At 73.9% G+C, this 18,331-nt stretch carries 18 protein-coding genes; 9 read left to right on the top strand and 9 right to left on the bottom strand.

All coding sequences use genetic code 11. The features are described from left to right. Window positions 1-17: 17 nt before the first annotated feature. The gene (locus AB0K92_RS13335) at window positions 18-998 is read right to left on the bottom strand and encodes a zinc-binding dehydrogenase (protein ID WP_365922295.1); all 981 of its coding nucleotides are present in this window, start codon (window positions 996-998) and stop codon (window positions 18-20) included. Between the two features lie 74 nt (window positions 999-1,072). Beyond that, a complete protein-coding gene (locus tag AB0K92_RS13330) occupies window positions 1,073-2,242 on the bottom strand; it encodes an NAD(P)-binding protein (RefSeq protein ID WP_365922293.1) in 1,170 nt (389 codons plus the stop codon). A 247-nt stretch (window positions 2,243-2,489) separates the two neighbouring features. Between AB0K92_RS13330 and AB0K92_RS13325 the strand changes: the two genes are divergently transcribed. Then, the gene (locus AB0K92_RS13325) at window positions 2,490-3,140 is read left to right on the top strand and encodes a pentapeptide repeat-containing protein (RefSeq protein WP_365922493.1); all 651 of its coding nucleotides are present in this window, start codon (window positions 2,490-2,492) and stop codon (window positions 3,138-3,140) included. A 162-nt stretch (window positions 3,141-3,302) separates the two neighbouring features. Here the strand turns inward: AB0K92_RS13325 and AB0K92_RS13320 are convergent, their stop codons facing one another. After that, window positions 3,303-3,803: a hypothetical protein gene (locus tag AB0K92_RS13320; protein ID WP_365922291.1), complete on the bottom strand. Its 501-nt coding sequence runs from the start codon at window positions 3,801-3,803 to the stop codon at window positions 3,303-3,305. A gap of 82 nt (window positions 3,804-3,885) precedes the next feature. Here AB0K92_RS13320 and AB0K92_RS13315 point away from each other — a divergent pair, with 82 nt between their 5' ends. After that, entirely contained in the window at window positions 3,886-5,274 is a 1,389-nt protein-coding gene (locus AB0K92_RS13315; RefSeq protein ID WP_365922289.1) for a M1 family metallopeptidase, read from the top strand. Window positions 5,275-5,331: 57 nt separating this feature from the next. On the opposite strand, the gene AB0K92_RS13310 is transcribed toward AB0K92_RS13315, so the two are convergent. Together AB0K92_RS13310 and AB0K92_RS13305 are read right to left on the bottom strand one after the other, a co-directional pair. Next, window positions 5,332-5,865 (bottom strand): GNAT family N-acetyltransferase, encoded by a 534-nt coding sequence (locus AB0K92_RS13310; protein WP_365922287.1) that lies wholly within the window; start codon window positions 5,863-5,865, stop codon window positions 5,332-5,334. Between the two features lie 79 nt (window positions 5,866-5,944). Continuing rightward, window positions 5,945-6,520, bottom strand: coding sequence for a TerD family protein (locus AB0K92_RS13305; protein ID WP_365922285.1), 576 nt, complete (start codon window positions 6,518-6,520; stop codon window positions 5,945-5,947). Between the two features lie 159 nt (window positions 6,521-6,679). On the opposite strand from AB0K92_RS13305, the gene arfB reads away from it, so the two are divergent. Next, on the top strand, window positions 6,680-7,117 hold the full coding sequence (arfB, locus tag AB0K92_RS13300; protein ID WP_365922283.1) for an alternative ribosome rescue aminoacyl-tRNA hydrolase ArfB: 438 nt from the start codon (window positions 6,680-6,682) through the stop codon (window positions 7,115-7,117). A gap of 127 nt (window positions 7,118-7,244) precedes the next feature. Beyond that, window positions 7,245-8,087: a sigma-70 family RNA polymerase sigma factor gene (locus AB0K92_RS13295; RefSeq protein WP_365922281.1), complete on the top strand. Its 843-nt coding sequence runs from the start codon at window positions 7,245-7,247 to the stop codon at window positions 8,085-8,087. Window positions 8,088-8,338: 251 nt separating this feature from the next. On the opposite strand, the gene AB0K92_RS13290 is transcribed toward AB0K92_RS13295, so the two are convergent. Further along, complete coding sequence (locus AB0K92_RS13290; protein ID WP_166004994.1) at window positions 8,339-8,896, bottom strand: flavin reductase family protein; 558 nt, start codon at window positions 8,894-8,896, stop codon at window positions 8,339-8,341. Between the two features lie 353 nt (window positions 8,897-9,249). On the opposite strand from AB0K92_RS13290, the gene cdgB reads away from it, so the two are divergent. Further along, window positions 9,250-10,899, top strand: coding sequence for a diguanylate cyclase CdgB (gene cdgB, locus AB0K92_RS13285; RefSeq protein WP_365922279.1), 1,650 nt, complete (start codon window positions 9,250-9,252; stop codon window positions 10,897-10,899). 118 nt (window positions 10,900-11,017) lie between these two features. Continuing rightward, complete coding sequence (locus AB0K92_RS13280) at window positions 11,018-11,950, top strand: carbohydrate-binding protein (protein ID WP_365922278.1); 933 nt, start codon at window positions 11,018-11,020, stop codon at window positions 11,948-11,950. A gap of 15 nt (window positions 11,951-11,965) precedes the next feature. Here the strand turns inward: AB0K92_RS13280 and AB0K92_RS13275 are convergent, their stop codons facing one another. The 3 genes from AB0K92_RS13275 to AB0K92_RS13265 form a co-directional block, all read right to left on the bottom strand. Then, entirely contained in the window at window positions 11,966-12,895 is a 930-nt protein-coding gene (locus AB0K92_RS13275) for a 1-phosphofructokinase family hexose kinase (RefSeq protein WP_365922276.1), read from the bottom strand. A gap of 147 nt (window positions 12,896-13,042) precedes the next feature. Beyond that, entirely contained in the window at window positions 13,043-14,278 is a 1,236-nt protein-coding gene (nagA, locus tag AB0K92_RS13270; RefSeq protein WP_365922274.1) for an N-acetylglucosamine-6-phosphate deacetylase, read from the bottom strand. Beyond that, on the bottom strand, window positions 14,278-15,258 hold the full coding sequence (locus tag AB0K92_RS13265) for an ROK family protein (RefSeq protein ID WP_365922272.1): 981 nt from the start codon (window positions 15,256-15,258) through the stop codon (window positions 14,278-14,280). Before AB0K92_RS13265 ends, nagA begins: the two co-directional genes overlap by 1 nt. Before the next feature lie 171 nt (window positions 15,259-15,429). Here AB0K92_RS13265 and AB0K92_RS13260 point away from each other — a divergent pair, with 171 nt between their 5' ends. The 3 genes from AB0K92_RS13260 (at window position 15,430) to otsB (ending at window position 17,870) form a co-directional block, all read left to right on the top strand. Beyond that, entirely contained in the window at window positions 15,430-16,671 is a 1,242-nt protein-coding gene (locus tag AB0K92_RS13260) for an extracellular solute-binding protein (RefSeq protein WP_365922270.1), read from the top strand. 63 nt (window positions 16,672-16,734) lie between these two features. After that, on the top strand, window positions 16,735-16,977 hold the full coding sequence (locus AB0K92_RS13255; protein ID WP_165999949.1) for a DUF3263 domain-containing protein: 243 nt from the start codon (window positions 16,735-16,737) through the stop codon (window positions 16,975-16,977). Window positions 16,978-17,024: 47 nt separating this feature from the next. Next, window positions 17,025-17,870, top strand: coding sequence for a trehalose-phosphatase (gene otsB, locus AB0K92_RS13250; protein WP_365922267.1), 846 nt, complete (start codon window positions 17,025-17,027; stop codon window positions 17,868-17,870). Window positions 17,871-18,331 lie beyond the last annotated feature (461 nt).

The raw sequence follows: 18,331 nt of genomic DNA, 5'->3' as shown, positions 1-18,331 counted from the left end.
GTGAGCGCCCCGCCCGGTCAGGGTTCCAGCACCACCTTGCCGGTCGTCCCGCGGTTCTCCAGCGCGCGGTGCGCGGCGGCGGCCTCGGTGAGCGGGAAGCGCTGCACGGCGGGGACGAGCCGGCCGGCGGCGGCCTCGGCGAGGGCGCGCAGCTCCAGCGTGCGCACCGGGTTGTCCCCGCCGGCCTTGCGCATCATCACCGGCCCCAGCACCTCCTCGGAGACCCCCTCGACCAGGTACGGCGAGCCGTCGCGCAGCCCTGCCCCGGACCAGCCGAAGACGAGGTGCCGCCCGGCCGGGCCGAGCAGCGCGACGGACGCGCGGGCCGCGTCCCCGCCGACGCCGTCGAAGACGATCGTCGCGGGCCGGCCGCCGAGCCAGGCGCGGACCTTCTCCGGCCAGCCCTGGTCCGTGTAGTCGACGGCGAGGTCGGCGCCGTTCGCCTCCACGCGCGCGGTCTTCTCCGGCCCGCCGGCCAGGCCGACGACGGTCGCGCCGGCGTTCTTGGCGTACTGCACGAGCAGGGTGCCGATGCCGCCGGCGGCGGCCGGGATCACCACGACGTCGTCCGGGCCCGGCTCGGCGAACTGGACGATCCCCATGGCCGTACGCCCCGTGCCGATCATCGCGACGGCCTGCGCGAAGTCCAGGTTCGCGGGCACCTCGTGGAGGCGCTCGGTGCCGGTGACGGCCAGTTCGGCGTAGCCGCCGGGCGCGAAGCCGAGGTGGGCGACGACCCGCTTGCCGAGCCAGGAGCCGTCGGTGTCCGGGCCGAGCGCGTCGACGGTCCCGGCGACCTCACGGCCGGGGACGGTGGGCAGGGCGGGCAGCTCGGGCAGGGGCCCGCGCAGGCCCTCCCGGATCGCGGTGTCGAGCAGATGGACGCCCGCCGCGGCCACCTTGATCCGGACCTGGCCGGGGCCGGGGACGGGGTCCTCGACCTCCTCGTGGCGAAGGTTGTCGGCGGGGCCGAAGGCGTGGAGACGGATGGCGTGCATGGGATCCCCCCGGACTGTCGTGTTCCGTTCCGCCGGTCGTGGTCGCCGGTCCGGACGGCCACCACTCTCCGACCTCAAGCGTGCTTGAGGTCAAGGGGCCGCGATCCGTACCGGCCGAGCGCCAGCGACACCGCCGTCAGCGCGCTGGTGAACGACACCTCCGCCAGCACGCCCGGCGCGGCCACCTGGTCGCCCGCCAGGTACACGCCGTCGCCGCGGTCGATCGCCGGACGGTCCCGCCAGGTCGTGCCCGGCAGGTCGACGGCTCCGGTACGGCCGTTCGCGACCGCCTCGCGCCGCCAGGTGACGCGCTCGCGCCAGCCCTCGCAGGCCAGGTCCAGCAGTTGTTCGGCGCGGGCGACGCCGTCCGCGCGGGACTCGTGCGGACCGATGGGGAACTGCCCCTGGATCAGCTGCTCGCCCGCCGGGGCGAGGGTGCGGTCCTGCGCGGTGAACCGCTCCAGCCAGCCCGGCGCGTCCAGGTCGGAGACGATGAACGCGTCACCGCGCCGGGTGCGCACCGCCAGGTCGATCAGCGCCGTACGGCCGCTCGGCCAGGTCAGCGAGTCGTCGCCGAGCAGGCGGCGGGCCGCGTCCAGGGAGGTGGCGACGATGACGGGCGTGTCGGTGGGCAGGGTGTCCACGCGGGACAGCGTCTCGATCCGCACCCCGAGGTTCCAGGCGCGCCCGGCCATCCGGTCGATCAGGCCGCCCCAGCCGCCGCGCGGGTAGTGCGCCTCCGGCGGCAGCTTGGTGGCCCGGCGCAGCCGTTCCTGCACGAACGCCGCGGACAGGGAGCCGGGGTCGTGGTGGAACAGGGCGACGGCGGCGTAGTGCGCGGCCGCGCGGGCGCCCTCCTCGCCGGCCTGCGCGGTCGCCCAGGTCAGGAAGTCGGTGTCGGCCGGGGCCTGCCGGGCGCCGGGGCGCAGCAGCTTCAGCATCGCGAACGGCGGGGTGCGGCGCAGCGCGCCGTGGTGGCGCAGCCGCAGCCGGGCGGCCTCCAGGGGCGGGATCGGGGCGAGCGGGCCGAGCAGGCCGCGCTGCCGCAGCCAGGTCCAGTGCGGGCCGCCGCTGTAGAGCGCGTGCGGGCCCTCGTTGGTCCGGTACGGCCCCTCCGCGGTCCGGGCCCGCCCGCCGAGCGTGTGGTGCGCCTCGTGGACGGTGACCTTGGCGCCCGCTTCGGCCGCGGTGATCGCCGCGGTGAGTCCGGCGAAGCCGCCTCCGATGACGGTGATGCGGTGCATGGGGTGGGTCTCCCTCGGGTCGCTGGTCTGTCTCGCAGGTAAGACAGGTGAGGGGGGCCCGGATGTGACATCGGGGAGGTTTTCACTGGTCAGGGCCGTGGGAGGGGGCGTTGTCAGTGGTGGGGTGCAGCATGGGGCGTGGGCGAGGGCAGGCACCTGGGCGTGGGCAGGGGCCTGGGTGAGGACACGGACGGGGTGAGGACACGGACGGGGTGCGGACACGGACGGGGTGCGGAACGTGAGCGATGTGAAGCCGGCGCGCAGGCCGGAGCTGCGGCTGCCGCCGCTGGAGCCGTACGGCGGCGCGGGCCTGGAACCGGACGGGGACTACGACGGCGTGGAGTTCCGCGGCGGCGACCTCACCGGTCAGGACGGTGCCGGGGCCCGGTTCATGGACTGCGTGCTCACCTCCTGCACCCTGACCGAGACCCGGCTGAGAAAGGCCCGCTTCCTCGACTCGGCCGTCACCGGCGTGCAGGGCGTCGGCACGGACCTGGCGGAGGCGACGCTGCGGGACGTGGAGGTCACGGAACCCCGGCTCGGCGGCGTCCAGCTGCACGGGGCGGTGCTGGAACGGGTGGTGATCCGGGGCGGCAAGCTCGACTACCTCAACCTGCGCACGGCGCGGCTGAGAGACGTCGTCTTCGAGAACTGCGTGCTGGTCGAACCCGACTTCGGCGGTGCCCGCCTGGAGCGCGTCGAGTTCGCGGGCTGCGCCGTGAAGGGCGCCGACTTCACCGCGGCGACCCTCAAGGACGTCGACCTGCGCGGCGCCGAGCCCCTGGAGATCGCGGGCGGGGTGGACCGCCTCTCGGGCGCGGTCATCAGCCCCGGCCAGCTGATGGACCTGGCGGAGGTGTTCGCGGCGGCGCTGGGGGTGCGCGTACGGGTGGGCTAGCGCCCACCCCGATCACGGGCGGCTCGGGTCTCGGGTGACTCTGGGTCTCGGGCGGCCCGGACCTCGGGTGACTCTGGGTCTCGGGCGGCCCGGATCACGGGTGGCGCGGGTCTCGGGTGCCTGTGGGTCTCAGGTGCCTCCGAGCCTCGGGTGGCCCGCTGCTCACGCCACCCGCGGGAACCTCGCCTGCAGGGTCCAGATCGCCGGGTTGTCCGCCAGGTCCTCGTGCAGGTCGCACAGGTCGGCGACCAGGTCGTGCAGGAAGTCGCGGGCCTCGCGGCGCAGTTCGGTGTGGGAGAAGGTGAGGGGGGCTTCCTCGGCCGGCATCCAGTCGGCCTCGATGTCCACCCAGCCGAAGCGGCGCTCGAACAGCATCCGGTCGGTGGACTCGGTGAAGTCCAGCTCGGCGTGCTGGGGGCGCGAGGCGCGGGAGCCCGCCGGGTCGCGGTCCAGCCGCTCCACGATGTCGCACAGCGCCCACGCGAAGTCGAGCACCGGCACCCATCCCCAGGCTGTGGACAGCTCCCGGTCCGTCTCGGTGTCGGCGAGGTAGACGTCGCCGCAGAACAGATCGTGGCGCAGCGCGTGGACGTCCGCGCGGCGGTAGTCCGTCTGCGGCGGGTCCGGGAAGCGGGTGGAGAGGGCGTAACCGATGTCGAGCACGTAGGTGATGGTGTCACGGCACGCGGGGCGGCCGTTCCGCCGCCGGCCGGCGGGACGGCGGCGCCGCCTTAGGATCACGGACGTGTCCCGTTTCGCACCCGTTGTCCCCGTCGCCGCCTCCCTGAGCCTGAGTCTCGCCCTCGCCCTGACCGCCTGCGGCGGCGGAGTGGAGGGCACCCCCGGCGGTTCTGGGCTGCGCGACCCGTACTTCCCCAAGGCGGGCAACGGCGGCTACGACGTCACGCACTACGCCCTCACCCTCGACTACGCCCCCGACAGCCGCCGGCTCACCGGCCGCGCGGTCGTCACGGCCCGTGCCACGCAGCCGCTGTCCGCCCTCAACCTCGACCTCGACGGCCTGGACGTGCGCTCCGTGACGGTGGACGGCACGGCGGCCGACTTCAACCGCGCGGGCCAGGAACTGACCGTCCGCCCCCGTGACGAACTCGCCGAGGGCGCGACCTTCCGCGTCACGGTCCGCTACGCGGGCACCCCGGCCGCCCTCACCGACGCGGACGGCTCCGAGCAGGGCTGGCTGCGCACCACCGACGGGGCGGTCGCGCTCGGCCAGCCGGTCGGCTCGATGGCGTGGTTCCCCGGCAACCACCACCCCTCCGACAAGGCGTCGTACGACGTGACGGTGACCGTGCCGCGCGGGCTCACCGCGGTCTCCAACGGCGAGCCGGCGGGCGAGCGCACCAAGGGCGGCCGTACGACGTACACCTGGCGCACCACCGAACCGATGGCGAGCTACGTCGCCACGCTCGTGATCGGCCGCTACGAGGTCCGGCGCGGCCGGACGAAGGACGGACTGCCCGTGTACAGCGCGGTGCACCCGACCGAGGCGGCGGCGAGCCACCCGGTGCTGGCCCGCCTTCCCGAGGCGATGCAGTGGGCGCGGGACACCTTCGGCCCGTACCCCTTCTCCTCCACCGGCGCGATCGTCGCGCCCTCCGGTATCGCCGGGTACGCGCTGGAGACGCAGAACCGCCCGGTCTTCCCCGGCACCCCGGACGTCCTGCTCCTCGTCCACGAGCTGGCCCACCAGTGGTACGGCAACTCGGTCTCGCCGAAGACCTGGCGGGACATGTGGCTCAACGAGGGCTTCGCGACGTACGCCGAGTGGCTGTGGGAGGAGGAGCACGGCGGGGACAGCGCCGAGCGGATCTTCGACGCGCTGTACACCGACGAGGAGGTGTTCGCGTTCCCGCCCGCGAAGCCGCCGGCCGTCGAGGACGTCTCCGGGCGCCCGGTCTACGAGCGGGGCGCGATGGTCCTGCACAGGATCCGGCAGATCGTCGGCGACGGCGCCTTCCGCCGCCTCCTGCGCGGCTGGGCCGGCGAGCACCGGCACGGCAACGCGGACACCGCGGATTTCACCGCCTACGTCGAACGGCAGGCGCCCGGCCATGACTTCTCCGGCGTCTGGGAGGACTGGCTGTACGGCGACGGCCGCCCGGCCCGGCCCTGAGGGGGCGGGTCACCGTCGAGGGGGCCGGCGTGTTCTCGGTTGCACAGCGGTGCGAGGTCAGGCGTCCGGGCGCGGGGTGCGCAGGGGCTTGCGCAGGACCGCGCAGGGGCGGTGCAGGGCGCGGTCGGGCCGGTGGTCGATGACCTCGTAGCCGCAGGCGGTCCAGAAGGCCAGGGCCCTGGGGTTGTTCTCGAGGACGGCGAGCCGTACGGCGGTGCGGCCCGCGGCGCGGAAGCGGTCCTCGACGGCCGCGGCGAGGCGGCGGCCGTGACCCTGCCAGCGCACGGCGGGGTCCACCAGGAGCAGCCCGATCCACGGGTCGGGGTCGTCCGGGTCGGGGTGGTGGGCCAGCGTGATCGCCATGCCGGTCAGCCGCCCGGCGGCGCGCGCGAGCAGCACTTCCGTGTCCGGGTTCGCCAGCTCCTGCGTCAGCGCCGCCGCGACCTGCTCGGGCCGGATGTCGTCCGGGTCCGGGAAGTCGCCGCTGAGTGCCTGGAACTCGCGGTCGGCGGCGTACAGCGCGGTGAGTTCGGTGAGCAGCGGCGCCGGGACGGCGTGGCCGCGGGGGACCGTCAGGGGTTCGAGGATCACACGCGGCAACCTAACGCGCCGCCGGGCCTCCCGGCACGGAGTCGGGAGGCCCGGCGGCGCGGGCGGGTCAGCGGGTGACTCAGACGTTCACGCCGAAGTCCTGCGCGATGCCCGCGAGGCCCGAGGCGTAGCCCTGGCCCACGGCGCGGAACTTCCACTCCGCGCCGCTGCGGTACAGCTCGCCGAAGATCATGGCCGTCTCGGTGGCCGCGTCCTCGGACAGGTCGTAGCGCGCGATCTCGCCGCCGCCGGCCTGGTTGACGATGCGGATGTAGGCGTTGCGGACCTGGCCGAAGTTCTGCGAGCGGGCCTCCGCGTCGTAGATGGAGACCGGGAAGACGATCTTGTCGACGTCGGCCGGGAGGGCGGCGAGGTTGACGTTGATCGCCTCGTCGTCGCCGGCGCCCTCGCCGGTGCGGTTGTCACCGGTGTGGACGATCGTCTGGTCCGGGGTCTGCTTGTTGTTGAAGAAGACGAAGTGCTGGTCCGAGTAGACCTTGCCCTGCGTGTTGACCGCGATCGCGGAGGCGTCGAGGTCGAAGTCGGTGCCGGTGGTGGTCCGGACGTCCCAGCCGAGGCCCACGGTGACGGCGGTCAGGCCCGGAGCCTCCTTGGTGAGCGAGACGTTGCCACCCTTGGACAGGCTTACAGCCATGGTTCGGGAGTCCCTTCCTCGTTTACATTCGGCAAGAAGCTACAGCTACCCCTATGAACGCGAAGAGGGGTACGCGAGGTTCCTGGAGTCTTTACTTTCTTTACCGGGATGGCCGTAGTGCGGATATTCGGGTGACGTGAGCCCGTCAGCGCGGGGAACATGGACGGCATGTCCGGTCCCCACGTCATCCGCGGCTCCGTCTCGCTTCCCGAGGCCGAGCTGATGTGGCGTTTCTCGCGGTCGTCCGGGCCCGGCGGGCAGCATGTGAACACCAGCGACTCCCAGGTCGAGCTGCGGTTCGACCTCGCGCGCACCGAGGCGCTGCCCGAGGTGTGGAAGCAGCGGGCCCTGGAGCGGCTGGCCGGCCGGCTGGCCGACGGGGTGATCAGCGTCCGCGCCTCCGAGCACCGCTCCCAGTGGCGCAACCGCGAGGCCGCCGCCGTACGCCTCGCGGCGCTGCTCGCCGAGGCGACCGCGCCGCCGCCCAAGCCGCGCAAGCCGACCCGCATCCCGCGCGGCATCAACGAGCGCCGGCTCCGGGAGAAGAAGCAGCGCGCCGAGACCAAGCGCGGCCGCTCCGGGCAGAACTGGTCCTAGCGGGCCTCACACCCCCCTCCCCGGTGCCACATCCCCTCCTCACCCCGCCGGTGTCACATCTCCCCGCCGCGATCCGTCATCCGAGGTGACCGACCCCGTGACCGATCGCGACGAGAGGCCCCGACCGATGAGCGACACCGACTTCCTCGCCGAGCGTTTCGAGGCGCACCGTCCCCGGCTGCGGGCCGTCGCGTACCGGATGCTCGGCTCGCTTCCCGAGGCGGAGGACGCCGTGCAGGAGGCGTGGTTCCGGCTGAGCCGGTCGGAGGCCGGGGACATCGGCAATCTCGGCGGGTGGCTGACCACGGTGGTGGGGCGGGTCTGCCTGGACCTGCTGCGCTCGCGCGCCTCCCGTCGTGAGGAGCCGCTGGAGGAGGACCGCCGGCCGGTGCCCGTGGCCGGGCCCGAGCAGGACGCCCTGCTCGCGGACTCGGTGGGGGCCGCCCTGCTCGTCGTGCTCGGCACCCTCACGCCCGCCGAGCGGCTGGCGTTCGTGCTGCACGACCTGTTCGGGGTGCCGTTCGAGGAGATCGCGGTGATCGTGGACCGTACGCCGGCGGCCGCGCGGCAGCTCGCCAGCCGGGCCCGGCGCCGGGTCCGCGGGGCGGAGGCGCCGCGGACGGACCTGGTGCGGGAGCGCGAGGTCGTGGACGCGTTTCTCGCCGCCGCGCGGGACGGTGACTTCGACGGGCTGCTGCGGGTGCTCGACCCGGACGTGGTGGCCCGCGCGGCGGGTGGGGTGACCGCGGGCGCGCGGGCGGTCGCCCGGGGCGCCACGAGCTTCGCCCACCTCGCCCGGATCGCGGAGCCCGCGCTGGTCGGCGGGGTGCCCGGCGTGGTGGTGCGGGACGCCGCGGGGCGTGTGGAGCGGGTGCTGGCCTTCACGGTCGTACGCGACCGCGTCGCCGTCATCGAGGTCGTGTCCGAGCCGGAACGGCTCGCCGCCCTGGACATCGCCCCCGCGCCCTGAGCCCGCCGGACCGGGACACCTCCGGGCCGGGAGGCGTCTGCCCCGAGCCCCCGCCACCTTCGGCGCCGCCACCGGCATCCGGGTGCGCCCCGACCAGGAGAACGGCACCGAGCTGTACGTCACCCGGCCCCCCGGCCCCGGCGGCCCCGAGGCGTCCTGCCTGGGCCTCGGCTTCCGCGAAGTCATCCATGCGCGGGTGATCATCCGCGCACCGCAGGAGAGACGTCCGCCGCGCGGCCACGGAATTCCGGTCAGCCCAGCCGGCGGTAGCGGCCGCGGAAGTACGTCAGCGGCCCGCCCTCCGCGCTGGGCAGGTCCGCCGTCAGGACCCGGCCGACGACCAGGGTGTGGTCGCCGGCGGTCACCCGCTGTTCGGTGCGGCATTCCAGGGTGGCGAGGGCGCCGCCGACGAGGGGCGCGCCGGTGACCTCGCCACGCCGGTAGGGGATGTCGGCGAACAGGAGGCGGTCGCTGACGCGGCCCTTCATGGCGAAGCGGCCGGCGATGTGGCGCTGGCTCTCGGCGAGGACGGAGACCGCCCACAGCGGCTGTTCGGCGAGCAGGTCGTCCATGCGGGAGCCCTCGCGCAGGCTGACCAGGACCAGCGGCGGGTCCAGGGAGACCGACATGAAGGCGGTCGCGGTCATGCCGACGTCCTCCCCGCCGGGCGCCGTGGGGTCGTCGGGGTCCAGCGGCGGCTCGACCGCCGTCACGAGGACGACACCGGCGGCCAGCCGGGACATGGCGGCCCGGAACTCGTCGTTGCTCACCCCCTCAGCATGCCCGCCGGATGCGGGCTGGACGGGCACGGACGGAACGGAGCGGGTGGAGGGGGGAGTCTTCAGCACACTCGGAACGCTAGTCTCCGGTACGAGCCCGGCGCATCCGACCCCGGCCCGAAGCCGGTCCTAGGGCTGGAGGCGGACAACCGGTCAAGCGCGCAAACCATGCGTTCGGTGAACGCACGGGGAAAACGCAGAACCTCCACTCAATTGTTCACGTTCTACTGTGACTTGAGTCACAAGGGGCATTAATTGTTGACCCTGTGTACCGAGTGGGGAGCGCGCTGTGATTCAGTGGCGGGAAGATACGCAGGCACCATCCGGAAAAGGCGCCGAAGAGAACCCTTGATTCGCTGCGAGGTCTCGGGGGGAGGGCGAGCATGGAGACCGAGTCGGAGCCGTATGTCCGTCTTGCGTCCCTGCGGCAGCTGCACCAGGTCATGGCGGACATGAACACCGCGCGCAGCCTGGCCGACACACTGCAGACCGTCGCGGACGGCGTCGTCACCGCCCTCGGGTACGAGCTGGCGTGCGTGAACCTCGTCCGCCCCGACGGCGACCTGGTCGTCGCCGCCTTCTCCGGCAACCCCGCCGCCGAGGCCCTGATCACCGGCCGGGTCGGCTCGCGCGCCTCCTGGGAGCGCCGCCTGAGCATGGGCGAGCAGTGGGGCGACCTGGTGTTCATACCCCACACCGAGGGCTGGATCCTCGACGACGACGACGTCCCGCAGTGGTACACCGAGGGCCCCGCCCCCCGCTTCGAGGACGAGTGGCATCCCTCCGACCGCCTCTTCGCGCCGATGTACGCCCCCGGCGCCCACGGCGGCGCCGCCTCCGGCGAACTCATCGGCGTCCTGTCCGTGGACCGCCCGCGCAACGGCCGCAGGCCCGGCGCCTGGGGCCGCGAAGCCCTCCAGATGTACGCCTTCCAGGCCGCCATCGCGATCAGCAACGCCCGCCTCAGGGCCAACATGCAGCGCGCCCTGGTCCGCCTCGAACGCGAGCAGCAGGCCCTGCGCGCCAGCGAGGAAAGCTTCCGCCAGGCCTTCGAGTACGCCCCCTCCGGCATGGCCATCGCCGAGATGGGCGGCGACCAGCACGGCCGCATCCTGCGCACCAACGACGCCCTGTGCCGCCTGCTGGGCCGCCCCGCCTCCGCGATGCGCCGCTACTCCTTCTCCGACCTCGTCCACCCCGAGGACATAGGCACCCTCCTCAGGACCTCCGCCGAGGGCGGGCGCGCCGAACTGCGGCTCGGCCGCCGCGACGGCAGCTACGTCTGGGTGTCCCTGCGCAACTCCGTCGTCGCCGACGCCGCGGACGGCCCCCGCTTCCTGCTCACCCACGTCGAGGACATCGAGGAACGCAAGCGCCGCGAGCTCCAGCTCGCCCACCGCGCCTCGCACGACTCCCTCACCGGACTGCCCAACTCCGCCGAGCTGCGCTCCCGGCTCTCCGCCCGCCTCTGCCAGCGCCCCCAGTCCGGGCCGTACGACTCCTACGACGCCGCCTACGGCCCCGCCGGCTACGAGCCCGGCCACGCCTTCGACTTCCCGCCCGGCGCCGACGGCTACGACGTCTACGACCACCACGTCCACACCGTCGCCCCCGAGGGCGACCACGACGACGGCACCAAGGGCCTCGCGGTCCTCTTCTGCGACCTCGACGGCTTCAAGTCCATCAACGACCGGTTCGGGCACAACGCGGGCGACGCCGTCCTCATCGAGGTCGCCCGCCGGCTCAGCAACGGGGTGCGCGACGGCGACACCGTCGCCCGGCTCGGCGGCGACGAGTTCGTGATCCTCGCCGACGGCCTCGGCCGCGCCGACGCGGCGGACCTCGCCGTCCGGCTGCGCAACGAGATCATCCAGCCGATCCGGGCCGAGGGCCGCGCGGTCCGGGTGGGCGCCAGCTTCGGTATCGGCTGGGCGCACTGCGGGATGACCGCGGACGAAGTGCTCAAGTCAGCGGACGAGCGGATGTACGTCGAGAAACGATCTCGTCCCAAACAGCACCGCCGCGCCGGCTGAGCCGCAGGTCAGCGAAGTGATGCGATCCGGGTCACCCGTTCGGGTCAGTCAGAGCGGGTAGGCTCGCCCTCTCACCACCGCACGCACCGAACCCGCACCTGCTTGAGGAGTACGAGGGATGACGCCCGGCAACAACGGCGCGAGCACGCCCGAGGACGACGACCCGTTCGGCTACCTCTACGCCGACGGTCAGGCCAACGGCGCCCAGCCGCCGTCCGGCGGTTACGGCTACCCGAACTCGGTCAGCAGGGTGCGCACCGTCGGGGACCGCCCGCGCGGGCAGCAGCACGCCACGTACGGACAGGGCGTGCCGCCGCAGCAGGGTGCCTACGGGCGGCCCCACGCGCACTACGCCGCACCCGAGACCTATCCCGGCGGCGCGCCGACCACCCAGCAGCCGGCGCCCGGGGGCGGCGGCGGCCGGCGCGGTCCGAACACCAAGGGTCTGCTGATCGGCGCGGTGGCGGTCGTCGCGGCCGTCGTCATCGGCATCGGCGTGGCCATGGTCAGCAGCGACTCCGGCGACGACGCCGCGGGCGGCGACGCCTCGCCCACCCCGACCGCGACCGAGAGCGCCGAACCGACGCCGACGAGCAGCGCCTCCGGCGCGGCGGGCGAGAAGGAGCTGCCGTCGATCGACGCCAAGACGCTCCAGCTCGGCGGCGGCGCGACCACCGCATCCGAGGTCAAGGGCGCCAAGGCGGACGGCGGCTTCTACGTCACCGGCTTCAACACCGTGGGCGCGTCCGTCACCTGGAAGGTCGACGGCATCCCGGAGAGCGGCAAGTACACCCTGTTCGTGGGCTACGGCGTGCCCGGCAAGGACGCCGACGCCACCCTCACCGTCAACGGCACGCCGCAGACCCGCAAGGTCAACATGGCCAACTTCGCGCACGCCCCCGAGGGCGACTACGCGAAGGGCTGGACGCAGACCTACAACTGGATCCAGCTCAACAAGGGCACCAACGAGCTGAAGATCTCCTGCGAGCAGGGCAACCAGTGCGACGCCAACCTCGACCGGCTGTGGCTGGCCAAGGGCTGGGTGGAGTAGCCCGCGCGGGGCGGCTCACGCGGCGGTGGCCTCCGAGGTCACCGCGACCCGCCCCAGCAGCTCCTCGTAGGAGCGCCGGTCGAACTCCCCGGCCGCCGGGGTGAGGACCGTCGCCGCCGACAGGGCGGTCGCGCGGGCCAGGCGGTCCGGCCACGGCAGGTGTTCCACCAGGGCCGACAGCAGGCCCGCGACCGCGGAGTCGCCCGCGCCGGTCGGGTTGCCGTGCATCCGCGCGGGCGGCGCGGCACGCCACAGGCCCTCAGGGGTCACCGCGAGCAGTCCGTCCCGGCCGAGGGAGGCCACCACCGCGCGGGCGCCGCGCCGGCGCGCGTCCTGGGTGGCGCGCAGCGGCTCGTAGGCGCCGGTCAGTTCGGCCAGTTCGTCGGCGTTCGGCTTGATGATGTCCGGGCGGGCGGCGACGGCCCGGCGCAGCGGCTCGCCGCTCGTGTCCAGCAGGACGGGGACGCCGGCCGCGCGGGCGGTGCGGACCAGCCCGGCGTAGGCGCCCACCGGGACGCCCGGCGGGAGGCTGCCGCACAGGGCGACCGCGTCGGCGGCGGTGAGCAGGTCCGCGTAGACCTCCTGGAAGGCGGACCACTCCGCGGGGTCGATCAGCGGGCCCGGCTCGTTCAGCTGGGTGGTGTCGCCGCTGTGCTCGTCGACGACGGCGACGGTGCGCCGGGTGGCGCCGCCGACGGGGACGAGCGCGTCGGTCACGCCCGGTGTGGCGGTGAGGCCGTCCCGCACGGCCCGTCCGGTGCCGCCGCCCGCGAAACCGGTGACGGTCACCTCGTGGCCGAGGGCGGCGAGGACCCGGGCGACGTTGACGCCCTTGCCGCCGGGGCGCTCGGTGACATCGGTGACCCGGTGGGTGGTGTGGGGCCGCAGGGACCGGACGCGGTACGTGATGTCGAGAGCGGTGTTCAGCGTGACCGTGAGGATCACCTGGGCCGGCCTCCCCCGAGTGAATGCGCTTGTCGAGACGTATGTCTCCGGAGGTGCGAGACGTTCCCCGGAGGGCTCGATCATGCCAAAGAGACGGCGGCCGGCCCAGTCCCGGAACCGGCCGTCGTCCCTCGACTCGCGGACGGATCACCCCAGTTGGGGCTCAACCACCCATTCGCCGCGGCGCATCACGCCGACCGGCTCGAAGTCGCCGTCCAGCAGCACCAGGTCGGCGTCCTTGCCGGGCTCCAGGGAGCCGATCCGGTCGTCCATGCCCAGCAGCCGGGCCGGGTTGGCGGACAGGGCCGCGACGACGTCCGTGACGGGCAGCCGGTCGACGGTCACCGCCCGCTTGAAGGCGCGGTCCAGGGTGAGCGTGGAGCCCGCGATCGAGCCGCCCTCCACCAGCCGGGCCACGCCGTCCGCGACCTCGACCTCCAGCGGGCCGAGCATGTAGCGGCCGTCGCCGAAGCCGGCCGCGTCCATCGCGTCGGTGATGAACGCGACCCGGTGGGCGCCCGCGTGCCGGAACGCCAGCTCCAGCGCGGCCGGGTGCAGATGGGTGCCGTCGTTGATCAGCTCGACGGTGACCCGCTCGTCCTCCAGCAGTGCCGCGATGGGGCCCGGGGCGCGGTGGCCGAGCGCGGGCATCGCGTTGAACAGGTGGGTGGCGACGGTGGCGCCCGCCTCGATCGCCTCGACGGTCTGCTCGTACGTCGCGTCGGTGTGGCCGATCGCCGCGATCACGCCGTGGTCCGCGAGGAGGCGTACGGAGTCGATGCCGCCCGGCAGTTCGGTGGCGAGGGTGACCATCCTGGCGTGGCCGCGGGCCGCGTCGATCAGTTTGCGCACCTCGGCCGGGTCCGGGTCGCGCAGCAGTTCCTCGGAGTGGGCGCCCTTGCGGCAGGGGGAGATGAACGGGCCCTCGAAGTGGATGCCGGCGATCTCGCCCTGTTCGGCCAGCTCGCTGAGGAGTCCGGCGCGCTGGGCGAGGAAGTGCATGTCGCCGGTGACGGTGGAGGCGACGAGGGTGGTGGTGCCGTGGGTGCGGTGGGTGTGGATGCCGCGCAGCACGTCGTCGACGGTGCCGCTGGTGAAGCTGGCTCCGCCGCCGCCGTGGTTGTGCAGGTCGACGAAGCCGGGGACGAGCCAGTGGCCGGTCACGTCGAGGACGTGGGCGCCGGCCGGGGCGCCGGCGGCGATGCGGGTGCCCTCGACCGCCAGCCGGCCGTTCTCGACGGTGCCCGTGGGCAGGACGACGTGGGCGCCGGTCAGCAGCAGCGGGGTGCCGTCCGTCGCGGGGTGCGGGATCGTCGTGGCCGGTCGCGCCCCGCGGCCCGGCCGCGATTCGGCGCTGTCCCGCGCCCCTGGCTGGGGTGCCATCAGGTCGTTACCTCCGTACCGTCGGTCGAATCCAGGAGATCCCACGCCAGGAGCCCGGCGCCCAGGCAGCCGGCCGTGTCGCCCAGGGCCGCCGGGACGATCGACGGCGGTTGCTGGAAGGTGATCCGCCGCCGGACGGCGTCCCGCAGCGGTGTGAACAAGGTTTCCCCCGCCTCGGCGAGGCCGCCACCGATGACGATCGTGCGGGGGTCCAGCAGGGTGAGGGCGGTGACCAGGCCGTCGGCGAGGGCGTCGACGGCCTCCTGCCAGATCCGGACGGCGTTCGGGTCGCCGGACAGGACGGCCTTGGCGCAGTCCGCCGCGTCCGCGTCGGGGTCACCGGTCGCCTCGGCCCAGGCCTGGCTGACCGCGGCGGCGGAGGCGTAGCGCTCCAGGCAGCCGTGCTGGCCGCAGGGGCAGGGGGTGCCGCCGGGGCGTACGACGACATGGCCGATCTCGCCCGCGTTGCCGTGCGCGCCCGCCTCCACGGTGCCGTCGATGCCGATGGCGCCCGCGATGCCGGTGCCGAGCGGGACGAACAGGAAGCGGTCGGCGCCCCGGCCGGCGCCGACGCGGCCCTCGGCGAGGCCGCCGGTGCGCACGTCGTGGCCGAGGGCGACGGGGATGCCGGACAGCCGTTCGCGCAGCAGGTCGCGCAGGGGGACGTCGCGCCAGCCGAGGTTGGCGGAGTAGGCGGCGACGCCCCGCTGCTCGTCGACGATGCCGGGGATGGCGACTCCGGCGGCGGCGGCCGGTTCGCCGAGGTGTCGCTCGCCGTACGCGGACAGCTCGGCGGCGAAGTCGAGGATCGTCTCCACGACCGCCTCCGGGCCGCGCTCGCGGCCGGTGGCCCGGCGCGCCTGGTGCAGCAGCACGGGCACGGGCGGGCCGGGTGTGTCCGCAAAGGGCACGGCGTCCGCCCCGACCAGGGCGGCCTTCATCCCGGTGCCGCCCACATCGAGGGCGATGACGTGTCTCACGGGGGACAGTGTGGCCCGAGGACCCGGAAGAGGTCTAGTCCACTCGCGTGGTGTAGACCTTGTTTCCCCGGAAGGTGTAGACCTCCTTCCGGAATTCGGACAACTGGAACACGTGAGACGACAGGGGTTGGGGAAGCAGTGCAGCGGCGCAAGACGGGAATGATCGCGGTGATGTCCGCCCTGGGCATGACGGCGGTCCTGGGCGGCTGCGGCCTCACCGGAGACTCCGACGACGTCACTCTGCGGCTGGTCGCCGCCGACTACGGCGACAGCCCGGCCAACAGCTCGACGAAGTACTGGGCGAAGCTGGTCGAGGAGTACGAGGCCGACCATCCCGGAGTGAAGATCGAGGTCAGCGTCTACTCCTGGAACGACGTCGACGCCAAGGTCAAGGAGATGGTCGACGCCGGCAAGGCACCCGACATGGCGCAGATCGGCGCGTACGCCGACTACGCGGACGCGGGGCTGCTCTACCCGGCCGACGACCTGCTCTCCATCCCGGTCCAGGCCGACTTCGCCTCCCAGCTCGCCACCGCCGGCCAGCTCGACGGCGTGCAGTACGGGATGCCGTTCGCGGCCTCCACCCGCCTGCTCTTCTACAACAAGACCCTCTTCGCCAAGGCCGGCATCACCCCGCCCACCACCTGGGCGGAGCTGGCCGCCGGCGCCGAGGCGCTGAAGGCCGAGGGCGTGAAGTTCCCGTACGCGCTGCCGCTCGGGCCCGAGGAGGCGCAGGCCGAGACCATGCAGTGGCTGCTCAGCGGCGGTGGCGGCTACACCGACGGCTCCGGCGGCTACGGCATCGACTCCCCGGAGAACGTCGAGACCTTCACCTGGCTGCGCGACGAACTCGTCGGCAAGGAGCTGACCGGTCCCGTCGCCCCCGCCAAGCTCAACCGCGCCGACGCCTTCGCGGCGTTCGCCGACGGGCAGGTCGGCATGCTCAACGGCCACCCCTCGCTGATGAAGATGGCCGAGCAGAAGGGCGTGAAGTACGGCATGGTGCCGATGCCCGGCCTCAACGGCGAGTCCAAGGCGACCATGGGCGTCGCCGACTGGATGCTGGCGTTCAAGCAGAACGGCCACAAGGAGGAGATCGGGGAGTTCCTCGACTTCGTCTACGACAGGAAGAACGTGCTCGCGTTCTCGCGTGAGTACGAGCTGCTGCCGGTGACCACCTCCGCCTCCGAGGTGATGAGCGCGTCCGCCGAGGACAAGGAGCTCCAGCCGTTCCTGAGGGAACTGCCGCTCGCCGAGCTGTACCCGGTGGACAAGACCTCCTGGGCGCGGGTCAGCGCCGAGGTGAAGAAGCAGATCGGCAAGGCGGTCGCCCCCGGCGGCAGCCCGTCCGCCGTCCTCGGCGCCCTGGAGAACACGGCGCTCACCGCGGAGAGCGAGGCGGCCGCGGGCTAGGCCCGTCGTCACCCGTCGTCACCCGTCGTCCGGATGTCAGTGCCGGCGGCTAGCGTTTCCCTCATGGACGGTGGGGAGCGGCAGCCGCTCGGACGACGGGAGCAGGACATCCTCGCGCTGGAGCGCCGGGGCTTTCCCGGCCCCGGCGCCAAGGAGCGCGCGATACGGGAGGAGCTGGGCCTGGCCCCGATCCGCTACTACCAGCTCCTCAACGCCCTGCTCGACGACCCGCGCGCCCTGGAGCACGACCCGGTGACGGTGAACCGGCTGCGCCGGGTCAGGGAGCGCAGACGCGCCGAGCGGTGAGGCCAGGGTCACGGTTCGACCGCGCCCCGTGGGGTTAGGTTCGCCGTATGGGCAGCCCTCACACACATGCGACGGACCTTCCCGAACCGGCGACCGAGCAGGGCCGCGACGGCCTGCGCGCCCTTCTCGCCCGCCCCGGCGGCGCGGTGGTCGCGCTCGACTTCGACGGCACCCTCGCACCGATCGTCGCCGACCCGCGGCAGGCCCGCGCGCACCCCGGCGCGGTGCCCGCGCTGACCGCGCTCGCCCCGAAGGTGGCCGCCGTCGCGGTCATCACCGGACGCCCGGCCGCGGTCGCCGTGCGCTACGGCGGCTTCGCCGACGTCCCCGGCCTGGACCGCCTGGTCGTCCTCGGCCACTACGGCGCGGAACGCTGGGACGCGGCCACCGGCGAGATCACCGCCCCCGACCCGCACCCGGGCGTCGCCGAGGTCCGCGCCGCCCTGCCCGCCCTCCTCACCGGCTTCCAGGACGCCTGGGTGGAGGACAAGGGGTTCGCCGTGGCCGTGCACACCCGTCGCGCCGTCGACCCGCAGGCCGCGTTCGAGGCCCTGCGCACCCCGCTCGGCGACCTGGCCACCCGGCACGGCCTCATCGTCGAACCGGGCCGCCTGGTCCTGGAACTGCGCCCGCCCGGCATCGACAAGGGCGTCGCCCTGAAGCGGTACGTCCGCGAGACCGGCGCCGAAGCGGTCCTCTACGCCGGCGACGACCTCGGCGACCTCCCCGCCTACGCCGCCGTCGGCGACCTCCGCACCGACGGCACCCCCGGCCTCCTCGTCTGCAGCGGCAGCGACGAGGTCACCGAACTCCGCGACCGCGCCGACCTGGTCGTCCCCGGCCCCGAAGGAGTCGTCCACCTCCTCCACACCCTGGCAGCCCACCTGCCCTGACGCCTCCGGCGAGCGCGGATCCAGGCTGCCCGCACTCCGGCACGACCACCGCGACCGCCCCGGCGGACCGGCCCGCCGGGGCGCGGCCGAATGCCCCGCCCGGACAGCGAAGGCCGCCCGGGCCCGCGGGCGCGCCACCGCCCCCGATGACCTCGCCGGTCGTAGGGACGAGCGCGTGCACATGCATCCGGGCTGACCACCGCGAAGAGCGCGGCCGCCCTGGCGGGTCGGGCCGGTGGGGTGCGGCCAGGGACGTACAGCACCTGAGCTCGTTACCGCCCCCGGTGCCTCGGCCGATGGGTCGGGCGAGCGCGGGGCCAGGAGTTCCCGGGGACCGCCCCGGCGAGCGAGACCGCCCTGGCGGGCCGGGCCGGTGGGGTGCGGCCAGGGACGCACAGCACCTGAGCTCGTTACCGCCCCCGGTGCCTCGGCCGATGGGTCGGGCGAGCGCGGGGCCAGGA

Source organism: Streptomyces sp. NPDC052687 (assembly GCF_040678395.1).
GTDB lineage: Bacteria > Actinomycetota > Actinomycetes > Streptomycetales > Streptomycetaceae > Streptomyces.
This window is presented reverse-complemented; position numbering and strand designations above follow the sequence as displayed.

Excerpts from the sequence above, each read along its gene's own strand:
- cdgB (WP_365922279.1), top strand. The coding sequence starts at position 9,250 with ATGGAGACCGAGTCGGAGCCGTATGTCCGTCTTGCGTCCCTGCGGCAG.
- otsB (WP_365922267.1), top strand. The coding sequence starts at position 17,025 with ATGGGCAGCCCTCACACACATGCGACGGACCTTCCCGAACCGGCGACC.
- nagA (WP_365922274.1), bottom strand. The coding sequence starts at position 14,278 with ATGGCACCCCAGCCAGGGGCGCGGGACAGCGCCGAATCGCGGCCGGGC.
- arfB (WP_365922283.1), top strand. The coding sequence starts at position 6,680 with ATGGACGGCATGTCCGGTCCCCACGTCATCCGCGGCTCCGTCTCGCTT.
- AB0K92_RS13280 (WP_365922278.1), top strand. The coding sequence starts at position 11,018 with ATGACGCCCGGCAACAACGGCGCGAGCACGCCCGAGGACGACGACCCG.
- AB0K92_RS13330 (WP_365922293.1), bottom strand. The coding sequence starts at position 2,242 with ATGCACCGCATCACCGTCATCGGAGGCGGCTTCGCCGGACTCACCGCG.
- AB0K92_RS13260 (WP_365922270.1), top strand. The coding sequence starts at position 15,430 with ATGTCCGCCCTGGGCATGACGGCGGTCCTGGGCGGCTGCGGCCTCACC.
- AB0K92_RS13305 (WP_365922285.1), bottom strand. The coding sequence starts at position 6,520 with ATGGCTGTAAGCCTGTCCAAGGGTGGCAACGTCTCGCTCACCAAGGAG.
- AB0K92_RS13295 (WP_365922281.1), top strand. The coding sequence starts at position 7,245 with ATGAGCGACACCGACTTCCTCGCCGAGCGTTTCGAGGCGCACCGTCCC.
- AB0K92_RS13255 (WP_165999949.1), top strand. The coding sequence starts at position 16,735 with ATGGACGGTGGGGAGCGGCAGCCGCTCGGACGACGGGAGCAGGACATC.
- AB0K92_RS13335 (WP_365922295.1), bottom strand. The coding sequence starts at position 998 with ATGCACGCCATCCGTCTCCACGCCTTCGGCCCCGCCGACAACCTTCGC.